The organism is Pedobacter sp. AK017, from assembly GCF_014200825.1.
GTDB lineage: Bacteria > Bacteroidota > Bacteroidia > Sphingobacteriales > Sphingobacteriaceae > Pedobacter > Pedobacter heparinus.
The window spans coordinates 303,510-323,626 of the sequence record NZ_JACHCW010000002.1 but is presented as its reverse complement, the minus strand read 5'-3'; the positions used below and the strand labels follow the sequence as shown (position 1 = coordinate 323,626).

Here is a 20,117-nt window from a genome sequence, read left to right as displayed (position 1 = left end):
ATGGTTATTTTTCAGTTTTAAACATATTTTTCAACGCCGCTAATTTCATCTGCAGGTCACCATCGGGCAGCGGCTTTTCCTTTTGCCCCCCTTTATGACTGTGTTGCGGCTTTATTGGCTTTTTATGTTGGGCAGATCCATTAGTCTTCACAAACTTTTTAGCCTTATCAGCCTGCTTATGCTGTTCGCTTTTAGGTTTTGCGCCAACTTCTTTTTTCATAGACAGAGAAATCCTTTTACGGGCCACATCAACTTCAACCACGGTCACCTCTACCTTCTGATGTACCTTAACCACATCTGCGGCATTGGCCACAAACTTGTCCGAGATCTGGCTGGTATGCACCAGGCCGTCCTGGTGTACACCGATGTCTACAAAAGCACCAAAATTTGTAATATTGGTAACAATACCAGGCAATTTCATACCCACTTTCAGGTCGGAAATTTCATTTACCCCTTCCGTAAAACTAAACACCTCGAACTGTTCACGCGGATCTCTCCCTGGCTTAGCCAATTCGCTCATGATGTCGTTCAGGGTTGGTAAGCCAATATCGTCACTTACATATTGCTGTAGCTTAATCTGCTGCTGTAAAGACGGATCTTTTACCAGCTGATTAATGCTGCAGTTCAGGTCCCTGGCCATTTTATGGACCAATGCATAACGTTCCGGGTGTACACCGCTGGAATCCAATACGGCTTCTGCATTCCTGATCCTTAAAAATCCTGCCGCCTGTTCAAAAGCTTTATCACCCAAACGGGGAACTTTCTTCAAACTTTCACGGTTTTTGAATGCACCGTGCTCATTGCGGTAAGCCACAATATTTTGTGCCAGCTGCAGACCCAAGCCTGAAACATAGGCAAGCACCTGTTTAGAGGCCGTATTCAATTCCACACCTACAGCATTCACACAACTCATTACCGTATCATCCAGTGAGGCCTGCAGTTTGTTCTGGTCTACATCATGCTGGTACTGCCCTACACCTATCGATTTAGGGTCTATTTTTACCAGCTCGGCCAGCGGGTCCATTAACCTGCGGCCAATGGAAACAGCACCTCTGACCGTAATGTCCTGTGTAGGGAATTCTTCACGAGCCACTTCCGAAGCGGAATAAATGGAGGCCCCGTTTTCACTCACCATCACTACTACAATGCCCGGAATATTCAGCGCACGTACAAACACTTCTGTTTCGCGGCCCGCGGTACCATTGCCGATAGCAACAGCCTCAATTTCATATTTGGCACAAAGCTCCTTAATCTTGTCGCCCGCTTTTTTAACATTCCCCTGTCCGGTATGTGGATATATGGTTGCATTTTCCAATAATTTACCCTGCTTATCCAAACATACCACTTTACAACCTGTACGGAAACCAGGGTCTATAGCCAGCACATTTTTCTGTCCCATTGGGGCGGCGAGCAACAATTGGCGTGCATTTTCTGCAAATACACGAATGGCTTCTTCATCTGCTTTTTCCTTAGAAAGATTACGGATCTCCGTTTCCATCGAAGGCCCCAGCAAACGCTTATAACTATCCTGTATAGCCAGTTTTACCTGATCTGCACAGGCATTATTCCCTTTAACAAACTGGCTTTCCAAAATCCTGATGGCACCATCTTCCTCGGGCATGGCCTCCAGTTTCAGGATCGCCTCATTTTCGCCTCTGCGTATCGCCAGAACCCGGTGTGATGGCGCATTTTTTAACGGTTCCTGCCAGTCAAAATAATCTTTATACTTAATCCCTTCTTCTTCTTTGCCCTTAATTACGGCAGACTTAAATACAGCTTTTTGCTGGAAATAATTCCGCATTGCAGTTCTGGCCTCTGCATTTTCATTGACCAATTCGGCAATGATATCCCTTGCACCCGCAAGCGCATCTTCTAAAGATCCGACCCCAAGCTCATCATTTAAAAATTTACCTGCTTCAATTTCCGGATCCGTTTTAGCCTGCTCCAGGATAAATAACGCCAAGGGTTCCAATCCCTTTTTCCGGGCCTCAGATGCTCTGGTTTTGCGTTTGGGCTTATAAGGCAGATAAATGTCTTCAATTGCTGCAATATTGGTTGCCGCATTAATTTGTGCTTCCAGCTCAGGTGTAAGTTTATCCAGCGCTGTTAGGGCTTTTAAAATGGCTTCCCGACGTTTATCCAGCTCTCTTAACTGTTGGAACCTATCGCGGATACCTGCTACCTGCACTTCATCCAGACTTCCTGTCACTTCTTTCCGGTAACGTGAAATAAAGGGAACCGTTGCCCCCTCATCCAATAATTCAATAGTAGCGATGACCTGCTTTTCCGTTACTGCCAGTTCAGCAGCAATGATTTTAGAATGATTGCTCATTTAATTTCTGTTTGATATCCTAACGTACAATTGCCGCCAAAATTAATTCTAACAATTGACATCTCAAATAAATATAATGTTAATAAAAAATCCTGCCGGTATTACCGGCAGGATCAATATATCATAATGTGTTTAAAAGAAACAACAGCTTATTTGTTCAGGTACATGACCTCTTTTACTGCTTTTACTACTTTCTCTGCATTAGGTAAACTTGCTGCAATCAGTGTAGGAGCGTAAGGCAAAGGCACATCTGCACAGGTAATACGCAATACAGGTGCATCTAAATAATCAAAAGCATTTTTCTGAACGTTAAATGCGATTTCAGACGAGATAGAAGCCAAAGGCCAGGCTTCTTCAACCACCAGCAGGCGGTTTGTTTTTTTCACCGACTCGATTATCGTTGCATAATCGATAGGACGTACAGTACGCAGATCGATGACCTCAATATTGATGCCTTCCTTGGTCAGCTCCTCTACAGCAGGATTTACCACACGGGTAAGCATTTTTCCAAAAGTAACGATAGTTACGTCCGATCCCTCTTTTACTACATTGGCCTTACCAATTGGCAGGTAATATTCTTCTTCAGGAACCTCTCCTTTATCTCCATACATCACCTCTGATTCCATAAAAATAACCGGATCAGGATCTAATATAGCTTGTTTAAGCAATCCTTTAGCTTCGTAAGGTGTTGAAGGAACAACAACCTTTAAACCCGGACAGTTGGCATACCAGTTCTCAAAATTCTGAGAGTGCTGTGCACCAAGCTGACCAGCATTACCAGTTGGGCCACGGAATACGATTGGCACAGGAAACTGTCCGCCACTCATAGACAACATTTTAGCTGCACCGTTAATGATCTGATCAATAGCAACCAAAGAGAAGTTAAAAGTCATAAACTCTACAACCGGAGTCAATCCGTTCATTGCAGCACCTATGGCAATCCCGGCAAAACCCAGTTCAGCAATCGGTGTATCAATTACACGTTTATCGCCAAATTCATCAAGCATGCCCTGACTAACCTTATAAGCGCCGTTGTATTGCGCAACTTCCTCGCCCATAAGGAAAACGTTTTCATTTTTACGCATTTCTTCGCTAAGGGCCTCACGCAAAGCTTCTCTAAATTGAATCTCTCTCATTGTATATTCAAATATTTACTGGGGCAAACTTAGATAAAATTGCATTCAAATGCAAGTTTATCCATATTGCTGAAAGCTTTAAAAACAAAGCGTTAGGGCCGGAAATATATGTTTTGCAAGGGGATTAAACTGTATAGATTTAATTATTCTTTGCAGGCTACTTACCAAATAATGTTTTATAAATGGAGTATTTATAATTGTCCTCAATAATGGAAGATTTAAAATAGGGAGCCTCAAATAATTCTGTCAGCTTTTCTTTTAGGGCCGATAAGAACTCTGGCTTCACTTCTTCCAGGTAAGAACCAGACAGGCTTTGCCTGCCCGACTTAAACCATACCCCCTCCTGGCTCATGGTTTTAACCACATATAAATTTGGCTCAACTGCGGTTTTACCAGAAAACTGCTCGTAAATATAGGTATAAAGCAAGGTCTGGATCAGCGCCTTATTGATGTGTTTCCCATCCGTATTAAACAATTCAGGAATGTCTTTATAATTCAGCTTGTCGCTCCCGGTTTTATAATCGATGATCCTTGTAATACCGTCCTTTAGATCTACCCTGTCTATAATGCCCCCTATCCTGATGCTGGCTGCCCTTCCTCCAAGCGGGAAACTGATATCTGCCTCCACCCACTGCTCAAGGCTTTCAATCATAAAGGGGGTCTGGCGCTCATCCTGGCTTACTATAATATTTACATAAGCCTCAACAATCGCAAGGATCACTTTCTGCATCCCCTTAAATTCTGCTTGTTTTTCAGGATTGTTAAATATAACTGCAGCAAAAGCTTTCTGTGTCAGTGCCGGAATTTTTTTACGCTTTTCCTTTAGCAAAGGCAATGTGATTTCCTGACGGATACAATCTTTGTAAAAATATTCCATCACCTTGTGCAAAATAGAACCTACTTCATTGGCCTCTACAACCGCACTGATCTCCTTGGGTTCCTTAATACCTGCGATATAATTGAAAAAGAAATCGATTGGATTGAGGATATACTGGGTTAGCGCCGACGGCGAAAGCGTCTTTTGCTTGTTGAGGTATCGCTGCAAACCTTGTTGTATGGCTTCATTGCCCTCTTTTTTAATTGTGATTTCTTTAAGGGGCTCTGTTCTTACATTTAAATCCAGCGTATGGTAATTAAACTCAAATCCACTTTCGTAGGCCAGCTGTTTTAAAATTCTGCTGGGTTCACCGGATGTAGCATCATCAGTAAGACTATTGTAAACAAAACTTACATCAGATGCACGCTGAATAAGCCTGTAAACCATATAAGCAGAAATGGCATCCTGATTTTCCAGCACAGGAAGGCCGTAAACACGCCGGATGCTATCCGGAATAAAACTATTCCCGACTGAGGATTTGGGGACAATCCCTTCATTGAAACCCAGCATCACTACCTTGTCAAAATTCAGGTTTCTTGTTTCCAGTAAACCCATTACCTGTATGCCTTTTAAAGGATCGCCGGAAAGCGGCACTGCCAGCCCCATAACTGCTTTCTGCACCAATGAGATAATGAATGGGATTTCTTCATGGTCAACATGCTTACCAAAAGTATCGTATAACCTGTTAAGCTCCTGAATGGCCTTTGCAAATAATTCAGCATCTATTTTTTTTAAATTGCCCGCATGGGACAGCCTTGCGAGTACAAAATTCATCACTTCGAGCAACTGTTCCATTACTTCGCCGGCATGCAACAGCTTTTTAAAGAAAACCTCAAAAAGTCCTTTCTGATTAACCAATCTTGTATAAGGCACTTCTATTTCCTTTTCTGCCAGCAACGCGGTATTGATCTTATCCCGCATCGCTTGTCTCAGCCCCGTTAAAGGGTGGGTCAGGAAAGCCTCAACATTCTTATAGGACAACCGCCCCGTCTGCTGAATTTCCAGCTGACAGCCCGACCAGAGATCTATAAGCCCATATACACCTGAAGCCGCCAATGCAAAACCCATAGTGACATTCAGTTCCAGCTCCCGGCCATTATGGTTTGTTGGTATGGTTTGCAAAGTAGGGATCAGCAGGCTCTCATCGGCCAAAACCACAACAACAGACTGGCTTTCTGCCTCATCTGCATAGTCCTCTTTTAAAATATTGTTCAGAATCTTCGCTTGTGCAGTCTGCCCCTGTACACTATACACGTCAACGCAGTGTTTTTCGGTACGGATTAAACTGGGGTTATTTTCAAAAACGTTTTTAATTCCCAGCTGATAAATATTTTTTCGTAAAAACAGCCCGGCTTCCTGTAACGGATCATCCAGGTAATAGCTATCTGCATCAAAATAGAACAACGCTTTGCCGGCTTTCTGTAAGTTCACAAAAACCTTAGCCTCTGCGTTACTAAGTGCATTAAAGCCAGCAAAAATGATTTTACCCTTATCAAATCCCTTTATAAAATTTTGTTCTCCGGCATTACCTTCGGCCAGCCCCCTGTAAACTGCGCCATTGGTTACAAAACCCTGTTCCTTTAATGCAGTATGAAACTGATGATAAAGTTTAGGCATTCTGCGCCACATTTTTATAAAAAGTTCCTGCTGTCTTTTGTGTTTCCCCTGAGAATAGGAAGTCCAGAACTGCGACAGATATTGATATTGTTCAGGGCTTAAATAATCGAAATCTTTATTGATGACAGATATGTCTTCCAGGTCCCGGTAAATTTTATCCGCATCAACCAGATCTATATCTATCTGTGCAAAATCAGCCAATATAATTTTTGCCAGCGGAAAAAATTTATTCCCCGAAATGCTTTCCATCCCCTCTTCTTTGAGCAGCTGGTTATAAATTTTATGCAACGTAAAAAACTGTATGTAAAAATCGGCTATCCTGTAATTGGTCCATTTAGCAAAAAACTCCTGAACCGTAAAAAAAGAGGGACTAAAAAAAGGCTTTTTTATCAGGTCGGCCAGGTGTTTCTGTAAATAGGCTGCCGGTCTTTTGTTGTTAAAAACAATTGCACAATGTTGTAAGCCATCGCCAAACCTTGCGACCAGATCTGCTGCTACCTCCTGTAAAAATGGCTTCATACTAAATAGATTTAAGTTGTTTGGTTACGGCATAAAACAAATAACCACTTACCTTGCTGTATCCCATTCTGGTAAACAGGGTTTTATAATTCAGTACCTGCGTGATGTGTTCTTGCGACTCCTGCAGGGTAAACTTATAGTCCAGAATAATCACTTCATCAGCACTGATCAACACACGATCAGGACGGTGCATTTTCCCTTCTGCATCTATGATGCTCTTTTCTGTAATGCTTTGGGTTGCTTTATTCAATATGGCCTGCAGGTCGGCATGATTCAAAACCTCCAGCACCGAATTGCGGAGTTCAGCTTTTTCTTTTTCCAGGATCAGGCCTTCCAGCGCCAGGCCTTCAAGGTAGTTATCTACTTCTTCTGTATTCGCCACATTTGCCAGCACATCGTGCAGCAATGAGCCTCTCCTGCCTGATTTCTGAATATTCAGCATATGTTTTGCATGCTGTTCCTGCTCCGCAACATACAGTTCTGCCAGCCGGCTGGTGGTTGGATAATGGTCAAGTTCTATTTCTTTTACCTTTTTCTTCGGTGCTTCTTTTGCCGGCACTTCGTCAATAATTTCATAAGTGTTGTTTTCATCAAAATCATTTTCAAAAGTCCTGTTCAGTACATCACCTATCGTGCCGAGCCTGGCCGGGTCCTTTTTAGCCATAGTGGCGATATACAAATAATCACGTGCCCGCGTAGTAGCTACATAAAGCATGTTTAAAGCATCCATATGGTTATACAACAGCTCTTCATAATAGGCTTTTGCCACCGCTGAGTTACCAAGTGATTCATTGTATTTTAAAGGTATGCCCCGCAAGGCCTTAAATGCCGTTTCTTCTGCTGAAACCCAAAATATGGAATTCGCTTTTCCTTTAATTTCCCAGTTACAAAAAGGAATAAAAACGGCTCTGAAAGCAAGCCCCTTAGATTTATGTATGGTAATCACTTGTATGGCATCTGCACTTTCCGGAGAGGGCAGGGATTTTTTTATCCCTTCTTCATCCCACCAGTTTAAAAAGGCGACAATTCCCTTTTCTCCAAGCCTTGTGGCATTACCCGCGAGGTCACGGAAAGCCAGCAGATAGGGAAGATGTGCTTCCATACGGCTCAGTCCATAGCTCTCCATCAGAATTTCAACAAGTTCTGGCAATGGCAGCTGCATCCAGCTTTGCCAGCTTGCACATAAAGACGCCGGCAATACTGCGCTTAAGCTACTAAATGAGGTATGGTTAAGGTTAAGATAATGATTGGCATCGGCACTTACATTCCTTAATGAATTGTACAAGGCGATACAATTGGCCTTATACAAGGCTGTTTCTGCATCCAGGCCAATTAATGCTTTCATTGTATCAACAATGAGCTGAACTGCCAGGTTGTTGGCAATCAGTAAGGCTTCTCCCGAAATAACATCAATACCCTGATCCATCAGTTTTTTAACCGTAGTAATGGCTTCAGTATTTGACCGGACAAGTATGGCGATATCTCTTGCCACATACCCCTGTTCCGACTTTAACCGGCCAATTTCTACAATGATTTCGTTAAGCGAGATATCCCTGAATATGGTTTCGGTAAAACGCAGTTCTTCAGGAGCATCCTCTTTTCCGATTTTTCTGAGTTTTATTGTTCCGCCGATAGCGGTATTAGGGGCAAACTGCTGCGTAGAGGTACTGTATATATCAGTAATGACCCGATCAAAATGCTGCTCCTGCCACCAGTTCTTCAGTTCTTCCGGCTTTCCATCCAAACCCTGGTTCAACTCCTCCTGAAGCAAATCCGGGATCTTTTTATAAATGTAATTGTTGAAAGTAATGATATGCTCGGCACTCCGGTAATTCTCTTCCAGGCTTTCTTCCAGCACGCGACCGGCACCAATGTCAAACTTCGCCTGCCGGTGCAAAATGTTCCAGTCGCCATTACGCCATCTGTAAATTGACTGCTTGGTATCCCCAACAATTAAATGGTCAATAAATTCTTCAGTTGGCGTAGCAATAGCATTGGTGAGTAATGAGCGGAAACTGTTCCACTGACTTGTTGAAGTATCCTGAAATTCATCGAATAAAAAATTCCGGTACCGGGTACCTACCTTTTCCCAGATAAAAGAGGGGTTATCTCCTGCATCATCTGTAATTCCTGTAATCAGCTTTTGTGCATCACTGATCAGCAAATTGTCATTCTCCTGCCGGTAAACTTTTAAAAGGGACGCTACTTCCTGCATCAGCCTCAGATAATATAGATTTTTACTAAAAGCAATGGCCAGGGTATAATTGGGCAAATGGGTTAAATAATAATCCTTTATGTTTTTTAATATAGGGTTCAGCAACTGGTAAACTTCGTCCAGACTGGTGTTTTTTTGAAACCAGATCTCCGGTTCATCTATATAGTTGAACAGGGATTCTATTTTGGAAAAATCACCGTTAATGACCAAAGGGATCTTAGCCAGCGGACTGACCGATTTCTTATTGAGATGCTCTTTTTCTACGCCAAACTGGTTAAATACCTCCTGCGCCTGTATGGCCAGATTGGTAAGCTCTTCTTCAAAACTTTTGGTGGCGGCTTTGGTGATGCTGATATACTGCTTAAACAGCTCGTCAATGCCATCGTCGCCAAATGCTTCAATAGCCTCTTCAAAAACCTGGAAACGTTCCTTGAATATTTCCCCGATCAGGTTGTAGAGCTCTGTTTTATAGTTCCAGCTTTTGTTGTCATTAATCCGCTCAATAGCAAGGTCAATGATCCACTGTAACAGTTGCCTGTTATGATCCAGGGCTTCGTCCAGCTTAGCTACCAGGTCATCTTTCACTTTATCATAGTTCATTTCCAGACTGTAACCGGCATCCAGTCCCAGCTCAAACGCAAAACCACGGATCACTTTCTGCACAAAACCATCAATCGTACTTACTGAAAAGCGACTGTAATCGTGCAGGATTTTACGGTAAATCTTATCTGCTTTTTCTTTTAACCGATCTGCGTTTAATGTCGGATTTGCATTCAGGACAATATTGCGGTAACTGTTAAATTTTTCATCCCCGGTAGCAAAGCCCTGCAATACATCCAGTATCCGGCTTTTCATCTCTTCGGTAGCCTTATTGGTAAAAGTTACCGCCAGAATTTCCCGGTATTTGTTTTCACCTGATAAAAGCAGGGTTAAATAATGGGCTGTTAAACTGAACGTTTTACCCGATCCCGCAGATGCTTGTAATATTTTTAATGGCTGTTGAGGCATTAAGTAAAGCTATTAATATTTTACAACATCCTCAGATAAAATCTACCTGATCAAACCTTCTTCTTCTTTTTTGAAGCAATTCTTGGTGGCCGTTCTGCCATGGTTATGGGCTGTTTCAACAAATCCCTGATCGCAACTGATGCACAAACCCCACCAAAAGCAGCGGGCAGGTAAGATATGGTACCATACGCAGAACGCTTGAAATTGCTGCCATCTGTCATCACCAGCGAACTTTTGGCAACGGCCTCGGTAGAAAAGACAGCTTTCACCTTATCATAATTGACCAGTTTTTTCAGCCTTTTCCGTACATACTGGGCAAAAACACATTGATAGGTATCTGGCAGCCAGGTTACCCTTAGCTGGGTAGGGTCTAGTTTTCCACCCGCACCCATCGAACTTACAATGGGCATATCTTTTTCCAGTGCTTTGGACAGCAGGGTAACTTTTGGGGTAATGCTATCTATACAATCCATCAGGTAATCAAAGTGCTGATCCATCAGCACCCGGCATTTTTCAGGGGTTAAAAAATCTCTTACGACATGCAGTTTCAGATCCGGATTGATGGCCAGTAAACGTTCTTTCATGATATCGGCCTTGCTTAGCCCATGGTTCGTAGACAGGGCAGGCAATTGCCTGTTTCTGTTGCTCGGATCAACCACATCTCCATCAACAATCGTAAGCTCACCTATACCCGACCGGCACATAAACTCTGCAGCAAAAGAGCCTACCCCACCAAGGCCCACTACCAGCACGTGCTTTTGCTGCAAAATATCAATTCCTTCATTTCCGACCAGCAAAGCTGAGCGCGACAACCAGTTTAAATCAGACATGCTAAATAAGCTTTATTTTTTTCCAGCTGGCAAAAATAAGGGCTTTTAGCGCTTCTACAGTAGTGTTTTTTAAATTTGCTGCTGTCCTGTAAATTTCTTCAATTCCATAACCTGCATCATCCGTTTCCAAAAAGAAAACATCAGTTTGTTTAAGCAGGGCCGCGGCACCCGAATGGGGCTTCAAAATGGCTTTACCGACAGAAAGGTAAAACCCTTTGTCCATCAGTTGCCTGCCCAGCTCCTCACTTTTATTAAACCCATGAACAATAAGTGGAACGGTCGGTTTCAACTCTTTTTTCAGCGCCATCAATTCGTCAAAACACCTTACACAATGCAAAATTACCGGTTTGCCAAGCTCTTCTGCCAGCTTCATCTGTTTTTTTAAAATGATCAGTTGGTTTTCCAGCTTTTCCCCTTTTAACCGGTCCAGGCCACATTCACCGATCAGTTTAACCTCGGGATTTTTTGCCAGTGTGGCAAGCCTGTTATAATCAGCATCCAGGTGCTCCAGTGTAGCAAACCAGGGATGCAATCCTATTGAAACGAAGCGGCCATTAAGCGGTATTTGCGGGATATCCCCGGTCACAGAAAGACTCAGGATACTTTCAACTCCGGCATCCCTGCTTTCATCATGCGTATGGATATCTAAAAACTGCAAAACCCAATATTACAATCCGTCGCCGTATTTAAAAAAGGAGTTTACTGTAACCGGCAGTTTTCCGGTAGCATCCAGCTGATTTTTAATTACTGAAGCTGCAGCCTTTTGCATAAAGTCTTCTTTCTGATAGGCAACTATAAGGCCCTTGCTTTGCTCTAAACCAGGTAAGGCGGCCAAATTATAGGGATTGGCAAATAAAGCAAATACAGTGTTGCTCAAGGCCATATCCTTAATAAACATTTTCAGGTCGGCGCTCAACACCATGCCATTACCCGGACGTAAACGCGTATCATGGATACCTATTATCAGCTGGTCAAACGCTTTCAGCTCGCGCAGCACCTTTGCAATCTGGCTGGCTGATGCATTTTTATCCAGCGTATAAAAAACCGAATTTTTATAATAAGTACCCAGTTCGCGCTGAAAGGTGGTAACCTCTGGTGTACCGACGCTAATGATAACTGTCCTTTTCTCTGCACTTAGCTGTTTGATGTTGTCTTTACCTGTTAAAACTGTCATAGAGGCATCGGCCAGCTGTTGCAGCAATGCCAGGCTTTCTGGTCTGTTCACCCCGGCTACGACATTATTTTCATCAACTTTCTGTTTAACATTTAAACCTGCCCAATATTTAGCTGTAAGGATTTTTTTTACACTTGCGTCGATCTGTTCCATACTGATCCTGTCTGCTCTTACGGCTTTACGCACGAGCTTTATGGCTCTTGCACTGTTTTCAGACAATTCTAAAATATCGTTGCCGGCAATAATGCCCATTACATCAGCTTCACCATCTTTAAAATTTTTTACCACCCCTTTCATGCCCATCGCATCCGAGATCACAATTCCTTTAAACCCAAGTTCTTCTTTAAGCAATCCGGTTACAATTGGTTTAGATAAAGTAGAAGGCATATTCGGGGTATTGTCCAATGCCGGAATGTTCATGTGTGCAATCATTACACCTGCAGCACCTTCCCGGATCAGTTCTCTGAAGGGATAGATCTCCAGGCTATCCAGACGTGCCCGGGTAAAATTTAGCTGGGGCAGGTCGTAGTGCGAATCTACATCCGTATCTCCATGTCCTGGAAAATGTTTAATACTCACCAATAGGCCGCCATCCTGCATGCCCTTCATATACGCAGCCGCTTTTGTAGCTACATTGTATTTGTTTTCGCCAAAAGAACGGAAATTGATCACTGGATTTTTAGGGTTATTATTTACGTCTACATCAGGTGCCAAGTTCATGTGCATACCAATTCTTTTATAATCTTTGGCAACTTCAAGGCCCATTTTATACAGCAGGTCTTTATTCTGTACTGCTCCTAACGCCATCTGGTAAGGATAAGAAATGGTACTGTCTAAACGCATGCCCAATCCCCACTCCCCATCAGAAGTAATCAATAAAGGTACCCTGGCCAGTGATTGATAGGTATTGGTTAAAATGGCTTGCCTGCCCGGACCACCCTGGAAAAATACCAGACCACCAACGCGTTCTTTTTTAATTACTTTACCTATAGAATCTTCAAAAGCTTTCCCAAAATTGGTATGCGCCCTGACAAAAAAAAGCTGGGCAATTTTTTGTCGTTTGCTCAGTTTTTTAAATACAGAATCTACCCAGTGGTTGGGTTCCTGCAGTGTTTGTAAGTATGTTTTTGTTTGGCTTTGTGCAGTAAATACTGTTGTTATTAAAAGTAAAGTCGCTATAAAAAAATGCTTAACATTCATTTGTGTGAGGATTGGTTAAACTTCAAAGTTAAGCAAAAGTTCCATTTTTACACTTCGGGCAGGCATTTCTGTTCCTTTCAAATATCCTTTTCGGCAAAATTTGATAGTGATAATTGTTTTAGATGGGTTAAAAGAATTTTTACAAGTTCCTGGCAGCAATTGTATCAAATTTGATACAATTCTGACAACAGCTCCCGTTAAATGAAATATAAGTTAATGCATGTTAAAACATCTAACCACTTGTGTACAAACTTGGTTCTTGTCCTTTTAACAAATTATAACAGTAGAAATATAAGGCTTTGGCACATTTCTTTCACATACCCCTAGCGGTGGGATGAGCCACCAAAGCTGGCAAAGCGATCTGATATCTGCTGATAAAACCAGCTTATTACATTAACTTAAAATATATACAGATGAAAAAAGTAATTATTTTGGCCATTGGCCTATTTGCAGCAACTGCTGCCAGCGCACAGATCAAATTGGGTGTTAAAGCAGGATTAAATGTTCCAAACATCATTAAAGGTGATGGCAATAACGATTTCAAAACAAAAGTAAATCCAGGGTTTAATGCAGGTGTAACTTTAGATATCCCTTTAATCACTGGTCTTGCCTTTACTCCTGAACTGCTTTATTCTACCAAGGGATATAAAGCGGAAACGGTGTTTGGCGACTTTACACAAACCACCAGTTTTATCGACATACCGATTCTGGCCAGCATTAACCTGGGTGGCAGCGGATTAAACCTTGTAGCAGGGCCGCAGGTATCGTTTTTAATGTCGACAAAGAACAAATTTGAAAGCGGTTTCGGGTCTACTGAGCAACAGATTATCGAAGATAAATCAGACCGTTTCAAAAAAAGCCTGGTTGGTGGTTTAATCGGTTTCAGGTATGACATCAACGAGAAATTCGACATCCATGGCCGTTATGCACTGGACTTCCAGAAAAACAATGAAGATGGAAGCAGAGAAACCCCTGAATATAAAAACCAGGTGTTCTCTGTAGGGCTTGGAATAAAATTTTAAACCCTTACAAACTCCATTTAAAGCCGCCCCCTAAGGCGGCTTTTTTAATGGAGCTGTCCCAGATTTAATACACCCGAAAAAAATCTGGCAGGGCCGGTAAACATTGGCAGAAACAACAAGTTAAAATCATTGAATATCAGCAGTTTAACCACTAAAACAACCCCTTAAAAACACTAAATACAGCCATTTCTGGCATGGTTATTACCATACATATCTCGAATTTTAATCCATTTTAAAACAGAAATTATGAAACGATTATTCATTATAGCACTGGGTATAACCGCAGGAAGTTTAGCTTTCAGGGCAGATGCCCAAACCTCACAAAGGGCAGCAAATGACAAGATGAGATTTGGTATTAAGGCAGGTGCCAACCTGATGAAAATGGGTAAGGTACAATTTGGAGACCAACTGTATTCAACAGATTACCGGGTAGGGTTCCAGGCAGGTATCTACGCTGATTTGCCGATGGGCGGAAATTTTGCTTTTATGCCAGAAGCAACCTTTACACAAAAAGGTGGAAAACTAAAAGAAACAGTCTCAGGTAATACCGGAGAATTTGACAGTAAGGTATCTTATATTGATATTCCCGTACTGATCGGTTATAAGGCCAGCCCCGAATTAACTGTTTTTGCAGGACCCCAGGTTTCTTTTTTACTGGACCAGAAATCAACCATCAAATCCAATGGCAATGAAATTGTGTCCAGCAGCAGCAAGGAAAACTTTGAAAAATCTATTGCCGGAGCTGCCATAGGGCTTGGTTATGCCATTACACCTAACATCAACGTAAATGGCAGGTACACGATGGACTTCCAAAGAGCATTTAAAGAGAATGTAAATCAGGATAAAGTTAAAAACAGTGGTTTTGCCTTATCGCTTGGTTATACATTTTAAAGATCCTATATCCCTTCCATAATCCCTATGGAAACGCCCCGGTTACTGTAATCAGTGCCGGGGTTATTTTTTTAAAACATATTTCTATATAGCCTGTTATAAAAAAGAAAGATCTGTTTATCAAATAATCTGTAACTATGAAAAATCAACCCAATCAAAAACATACTGGTAATGAACAGGGCAGACCAACATCAGACCGGGTGTTCCACAATGCTAAACAAGACAAAAAACAGCAAGGCATTTCAAACGGAGGCGGACAACGTTCCGATCAGACCTCTAACAGAGACAACCAGCGCAAGCGTGAAAACAATTGATCCTTATTGTGTGTGAGGATAATATATTCCTATCTATTTCCAAAAAGCATCCGGTACCGGATGCTTTTTTTTGTCTGTATCTTTTACTTTCGATAATGATTCCGTATACTTACGTTTTGTTACACATTATTGCAATTATAAATTATGAGCAAGTTTATTTTATCCTTTGATCAGGGAACCACAAGTTCAAGGGCAATTGTATTTAATAAGGAAGGAAGTATTGTATCAATCGCCCAAAAGGAGTTTGAACAGATCTATCCTCAACCTGGATGGGTAGAGCATAATGCCAGCGAAATCTGGTCTACCCAGATTGCAGTAGCTACCGAAGCGATTGTAAAAGCCAGCCTTACCCCACCAGACATTGCTGCTATCGGCATCACCAACCAGCGTGAAACAACGGTACTTTGGGATAAAAAAACCGGAGAGCCTTTATACAACGCCATAGTATGGCAAGACAGGCGTACATCTGCCTATTGTGATGAACTGAAGTCCAAAGGACTGGCGAAAAAAATACAGGAAAAAACAGGGCTGATACTGGATGCCTACTTTTCGGCCACCAAGATCAAATGGATACTTGATAACGTAGAAGGAGCCAGGGCCAAAGCTGAAGCTGGTGATATTGCTTTTGGTACCATAGATTCATGGCTGATCTGGAAACTTACAGATGGCAGGGTACATGTTACAGATGTAAGCAATGCTTCCAGGACCATGATCTATAACATCCATACCCTGGATTGGGACCAGGAACTGCTTGATCTTTTTGACATCCCTAAAAATATACTCCCTGAAGTCAAATCATCAAGTGAAGTTTACGGGGAGACCACAGGAAATGTACTTGCCGCAAAAATTCCTATTGCCGGCATTGCCGGTGATCAGCAGGCCGCCCTGTTCGGACAAATGTGTACTGAAGTAGGAATGGTTAAAAATACTTATGGAACAGGTTGCTTTATGCTCATGAACATCGGCGATAAACCCATTGTTTCGCAAAACAACCTGGTAACCACCATAGCCTGGAAAATAAATGGCAAAGTACAGTATGCTTTAGAGGGAAGTATTTTTATTGGCGGGGCAGTTGTACAATGGCTAAGGGATGGGCTGGGCATCATCAGCTCTTCGGCCGAAGTAGAAACCCTGGCATTAAAGGTAGCGGATACAGGTGGTGTTTACCTGGTACCTGCATTTGCCGGTCTGGGTGCACCACACTGGAACCAGGATGCCCGCGGAACCATAACCGGTATCACCCGTGGAACTACTGCTGCACACCTTGCCAGAGCAGCAATCGAAAGTATTGCTTTCCAGACCATGGAAGTGCTTAAAGCTATGGAAGCTGATTCAGGACATGCCATTAAAGAATTACGTGTGGATGGCGGGGCAACCAGCAACGACATATTGATGCAGTTCCAGGCCGATTTGCTGGATACCACAGTAATCCGTCCGAAAGTAACGGAAGTAACCGCTTTGGGGGCTGCTTATTTGGCCGGACTGGCTGTAGGCTACTGGAACAGCATGGATGACATTAGCGGACAATGGAAAATTGACAAGAATTTTAATGCAGGCAATACCGATAACATTGCTGAACGTATAAAAGGCTGGAACAGGGCAGTAAAAGCCGCAAAAGCCAATGCCGAGAATTAATTAATTTATAAACCAAATTTAAACCGAATCAACATGTCACCTTTTTCAGCCGAAGTGCTCGGCACGATGTTTATGATCTTATTGGGCAACGGGGTGGTTGCCAACGTGGTTTTGAAAGGAACCAAAGGCAACAATGGTGGATGGATTGTGATTACCACCGCCTGGGCCCTGGCTGTATTTGTAGGCGTGGTTATCGCCGGACCCTATAGTGGCGCCCATCTTAATCCAGCCGTAACCATTGGACTGGCCATTGCCGGAAAATTTCCCTGGGCCAATGCACCAATGTATATTGCGGCTCAATTTATAGGCGCTATGTCGGGGGCTTTCCTCGTTTGGCTATTGTTTAAAGATTTTTATGCCGGCACTGAAGATAAAGGGGCAAAACAGGCTACCTTTTGTACCGGCCCCGCCATTCCAAATACGGTATCTAACCTGATCAGCGAGATCATTGGCACTTTTGTACTCATCTTTGTCATCTTTCATTTTACAAATGCCGAAATGGGTACAGATAAAAGCCCCATTGGACTGGGCTCTATTGGCGCATTGCCGGTAACCTTACTGGTTTGGGTAATCGGCCTTTCGCTGGGCGGTACCACCGGCTACGCCATTAATCCGGCAAGAGATCTGGGACCAAGAATTATGCATGCCCTATTGCCAGTAGCGGGTAAAGGTGGCAATAACTGGAGTTATGCCTGGATCCCGGTAATTGGCCCCGTAATAGGTTGTGCGCTGGCTGCTATGCTTTATTTATGGATTAAAATTTAACACACCAGAATACCTGAAAGGCGGCCAATTTACTGGCCGCCTTTTTTTATGGGTAATCATTTACAGGATTTGCATCCGTTTGTATAAAGTTGCCCGATAAGCATCCGATACAGGAACCATATTGCGGTGCACGATCAGTGTTCCGCCCTCAATGGTATCTATTTTTCCGACATTGATGATAAATGAGCGGTGTACCCTCAGAAACATATTTTTAGATAATTTTTCTTCTACCGATTTTAAAGAAGAGTGGATGGAATAGGTATGATCGGTCAAGTTGATCCTGACATAATCACCCCGGGCCTCCATATATAAAATATCGCTCACCTTAACTCTGCGCACCACATTGGAATCACGTATAAACACAAACTCATCTTCTTTATCCGCAACAGACAAACCTTTGGTAAGCAACACCCGCTTTGCCTTTTCTACCGCCTGCAGAAACCGCGCAGGGCTAACGGGCTTGATCAGAAAATCAACCACATTTAGGTCAAAGGCCTCAGCGGCATACCCTATTGTAGAAGTAGTAAAGATAACCATTGGCCGTTTATCGCCTAAACTTTTCACCAGTTCTATGCCGCTCATATCCGGCATTTCTATATCTAGAAATAAGATATCTACTTCCTTTGTCTGAATTTGTTTGTAAGCTTCAACAGCATCAAAACATTCCCCCACCACTGTCAGTGTCGGTTCCATACTGATCAGCTTTTTGAGCACAGCGAGCGCTATAATATTGTCATCTACAATTAAGCAATTCATTTTGATCGGGAATGATTGCTCTAAAATAGAGATAATACACAGAATATTATAATCTTGAACGAATTGAACAAAAAAGCGGGTAGGGCAAAAGACAATTGGCTTAAATGTAAGAGCCCAACAATGTTGGGCCCTTATTTATTCAGCGGAGAGTCAGGGATTCGAACCCTGGATACCCTTTTGGGGTATACACACTTTCCAGGCGTGCTCCTTCGACCACTCGGACAACTCTCCGTTTTTGCGGAATGCAAAAGTAGAAAAAAAATTGATTGTTAAAGTATATTAATCAATAACCGTAACTTTTAGCATATTCGTTTTGCCCTTACGCTCCATCGGGATAGCCGCTGTGTTGATAATCACATCACCGCTTTTGATCAGTTTATTCGCTTTGAGCAAATCATTCACATCCTGTATGGTTTCATCAGTGCTCTCAAACCTGTCATAAAAGAAGCCCTGAACCCCCCAAAGTAAACTCAGACTGTTTAACAGGCTTCTGTTACTTGTAAAAATGTAAACGTGGGCTTTTGGCCTGTGACTCGAGATCTCAAAAGCGGTATAGCCACTCAGTGTCATCGAAACAATACCAACTGCATTGGTTTGTTTTGACAGGAAGCAGGCAGTATCGCAAACTGCATCACTTAAAAAGCTCTCTGCTTTAGGCTTAAGGAATTTCTCAGGATGAAAAGGATAATTGTTTTGCTCGATGTTCTGAATGATCTTTTGCATGGTTTCAATAACGATCAACGGAAACTCACCTACAGAGGTTTCCCCGCTCAGCATTACTGCATCTGCCCCATCCAATACTGAATTGGCTACGTCATTTACCTCGGCACGTGTTGGTCTTGGTGTCGTGATCATACTTTCCAGCATCTGTGTGGCCACAATTACAGGTTTTGAAGCAGCACGACATTTCTGAACAATCATTTTTTGCAGCAAAGGCACTTCTTCCATTGGCATTTCAACGCCCAGATCACCACGTGCAACCATAATCCCGTCAGAAACAGCAATAATTTCATCAATATTTGCAATCGCTTCCGGTTTCTCAATTTTTGCAATCACACGGGCTGATTTTCCGCGTTCTTTAATGATATCCTTTAATTCTATGATGTCTTCAGCATTTCGTACAAAAGAAAGCCCGATCCATTCTACATCGTTTTCGAGAACAAATTCAAGATTTTTACGGTCTTCTATTGTAAGCGATGGAATAGAAACTTTGGTATTTGGCAGGTTCACACCTTTCCTGGAAGTTAGTATCCCACCATGAACAATCTCGCAAACAACTTCATCTTGATGATTTGTTTCCAATACCCGCATCTGTAGTTTACCGTCATCCAATAAGATGATCTCGCCAGCTTTAACATCTTTCGGAAAAGACTCATAAGTGATGTAAATGCGTTCTTCGTTGCCAATGCACTCCTTAGTGGTAATAATGGTTTTCGCTCCATTAACCAGCTGAATACCACCGTCCTTCACCATACCAATCCTTATTTTCGGCCCTTGAAGATCAGCAAGGATCCCAACATTATAATTGTGTTTTTCATTAAGGCCACGAATGGTATCCAATACCTCCTGGTGATCTGCCTGTGAACCATGAGAAAAGTTTAAACGGCAAACATCCAGTCCGGCATTAAACATACTATATAAAACGTCTGGTTTAGCTGAGGCGGGGCCTAAAGTGGCTACGATTTTTGTTCTAGAATGAAATGGTTTCATTGAGTTATTTAAATTTTATTACAGACCAACAAAACGAGCGTTTTTTGATACAGAAAACTGATGCTAGTCTGATTTATTAAAGTTATCTGTTTGGTTATGTAAATCCAAATATAGTG

General features: G+C 42.4%; 14 protein-coding genes and 1 tRNA gene. 5 read left to right on the top strand and 10 right to left on the bottom strand.

What is annotated here, in order from left to right; all coding sequences use genetic code 11:
- Positions 1-4 precede the first annotated feature (4 nt).
- The 7 genes from HDC92_RS04530 to HDC92_RS04500 form a co-directional block, all read right to left on the bottom strand.
- Positions 5-2,332, bottom strand: coding sequence for a Tex family protein (locus HDC92_RS04530; RefSeq protein ID WP_183872600.1), 2,328 nt, complete (start codon positions 2,330-2,332; stop codon positions 5-7).
- Positions 2,333-2,481: 149 nt separating this feature from the next.
- Positions 2,482-3,468, bottom strand: coding sequence for a pyruvate dehydrogenase complex E1 component subunit beta (locus HDC92_RS04525; RefSeq protein WP_183872598.1), 987 nt, complete (start codon positions 3,466-3,468; stop codon positions 2,482-2,484).
- Between the two features lie 157 nt (positions 3,469-3,625).
- Positions 3,626-6,481 carry a PD-(D/E)XK nuclease family protein gene (locus tag HDC92_RS04520; protein ID WP_183872596.1) on the bottom strand — a complete coding sequence of 952 codons (2,856 nt, stop codon included), beginning with the start codon at positions 6,479-6,481 and terminating at the stop codon, positions 3,626-3,628.
- Position 6,482: 1 nt separating this feature from the next.
- Positions 6,483-9,704: a UvrD-helicase domain-containing protein gene (locus HDC92_RS04515; RefSeq protein ID WP_183872594.1), complete on the bottom strand. Its 3,222-nt coding sequence runs from the start codon at positions 9,702-9,704 to the stop codon at positions 6,483-6,485.
- A 50-nt stretch (positions 9,705-9,754) separates the two neighbouring features.
- On the bottom strand, positions 9,755-10,534 hold the full coding sequence (locus HDC92_RS04510) for a ThiF family adenylyltransferase (RefSeq protein WP_015809980.1): 780 nt from the start codon (positions 10,532-10,534) through the stop codon (positions 9,755-9,757).
- A gap of 1 nt (position 10,535) precedes the next feature.
- Positions 10,536-11,192: a TatD family hydrolase gene (locus tag HDC92_RS04505; RefSeq protein ID WP_183872592.1), complete on the bottom strand. Its 657-nt coding sequence runs from the start codon at positions 11,190-11,192 to the stop codon at positions 10,536-10,538.
- A gap of 9 nt (positions 11,193-11,201) precedes the next feature.
- Positions 11,202-12,908 carry a glycoside hydrolase family 3 protein gene (locus tag HDC92_RS04500; RefSeq protein WP_183872590.1) on the bottom strand — a complete coding sequence of 569 codons (1,707 nt, stop codon included), beginning with the start codon at positions 12,906-12,908 and terminating at the stop codon, positions 11,202-11,204.
- Between the two features lie 413 nt (positions 12,909-13,321).
- On the opposite strand from HDC92_RS04500, the gene HDC92_RS04495 reads away from it, so the two are divergent.
- The 5 genes from HDC92_RS04495 to HDC92_RS04475 all read left to right on the top strand — a co-directional run bounded on the left by HDC92_RS04495 (position 13,322) and on the right by HDC92_RS04475 (position 17,535).
- Positions 13,322-13,930, top strand: coding sequence for a porin family protein (locus tag HDC92_RS04495; RefSeq protein WP_015809983.1), 609 nt, complete (start codon positions 13,322-13,324; stop codon positions 13,928-13,930).
- 246 nt (positions 13,931-14,176) lie between these two features.
- A complete protein-coding gene (locus tag HDC92_RS04490) occupies positions 14,177-14,821 on the top strand; it encodes a porin family protein (RefSeq protein ID WP_015809984.1) in 645 nt (214 codons plus the stop codon).
- A 137-nt stretch (positions 14,822-14,958) separates the two neighbouring features.
- A complete protein-coding gene (locus HDC92_RS04485) occupies positions 14,959-15,135 on the top strand; it encodes a hypothetical protein (protein WP_015809985.1) in 177 nt (58 codons plus the stop codon).
- A 144-nt stretch (positions 15,136-15,279) separates the two neighbouring features.
- Positions 15,280-16,770 carry a glycerol kinase GlpK gene (glpK, locus tag HDC92_RS04480; RefSeq protein WP_015809986.1) on the top strand — a complete coding sequence of 497 codons (1,491 nt, stop codon included), beginning with the start codon at positions 15,280-15,282 and terminating at the stop codon, positions 16,768-16,770.
- A 33-nt stretch (positions 16,771-16,803) separates the two neighbouring features.
- Positions 16,804-17,535 carry an MIP/aquaporin family protein gene (locus tag HDC92_RS04475; RefSeq protein WP_183872588.1) on the top strand — a complete coding sequence of 244 codons (732 nt, stop codon included), beginning with the start codon at positions 16,804-16,806 and terminating at the stop codon, positions 17,533-17,535.
- 60 nt (positions 17,536-17,595) lie between these two features.
- Here the strand turns inward: HDC92_RS04475 and HDC92_RS04470 are convergent, their stop codons facing one another.
- The 3 genes from HDC92_RS04470 to pyk all read right to left on the bottom strand — a co-directional run bounded on the left by HDC92_RS04470 (position 17,596) and on the right by pyk (position 20,001).
- A complete protein-coding gene (locus tag HDC92_RS04470; RefSeq protein ID WP_015809988.1) occupies positions 17,596-18,291 on the bottom strand; it encodes a LytR/AlgR family response regulator transcription factor in 696 nt (231 codons plus the stop codon).
- 143 nt (positions 18,292-18,434) lie between these two features.
- A tRNA-Ser gene (locus HDC92_RS04465) sits at positions 18,435-18,522 on the bottom strand.
- Positions 18,523-18,570: 48 nt separating this feature from the next.
- Positions 18,571-20,001, bottom strand: coding sequence for a pyruvate kinase (gene pyk / locus HDC92_RS04460; protein WP_015809989.1), 1,431 nt, complete (start codon positions 19,999-20,001; stop codon positions 18,571-18,573).
- Positions 20,002-20,117 lie beyond the last annotated feature (116 nt).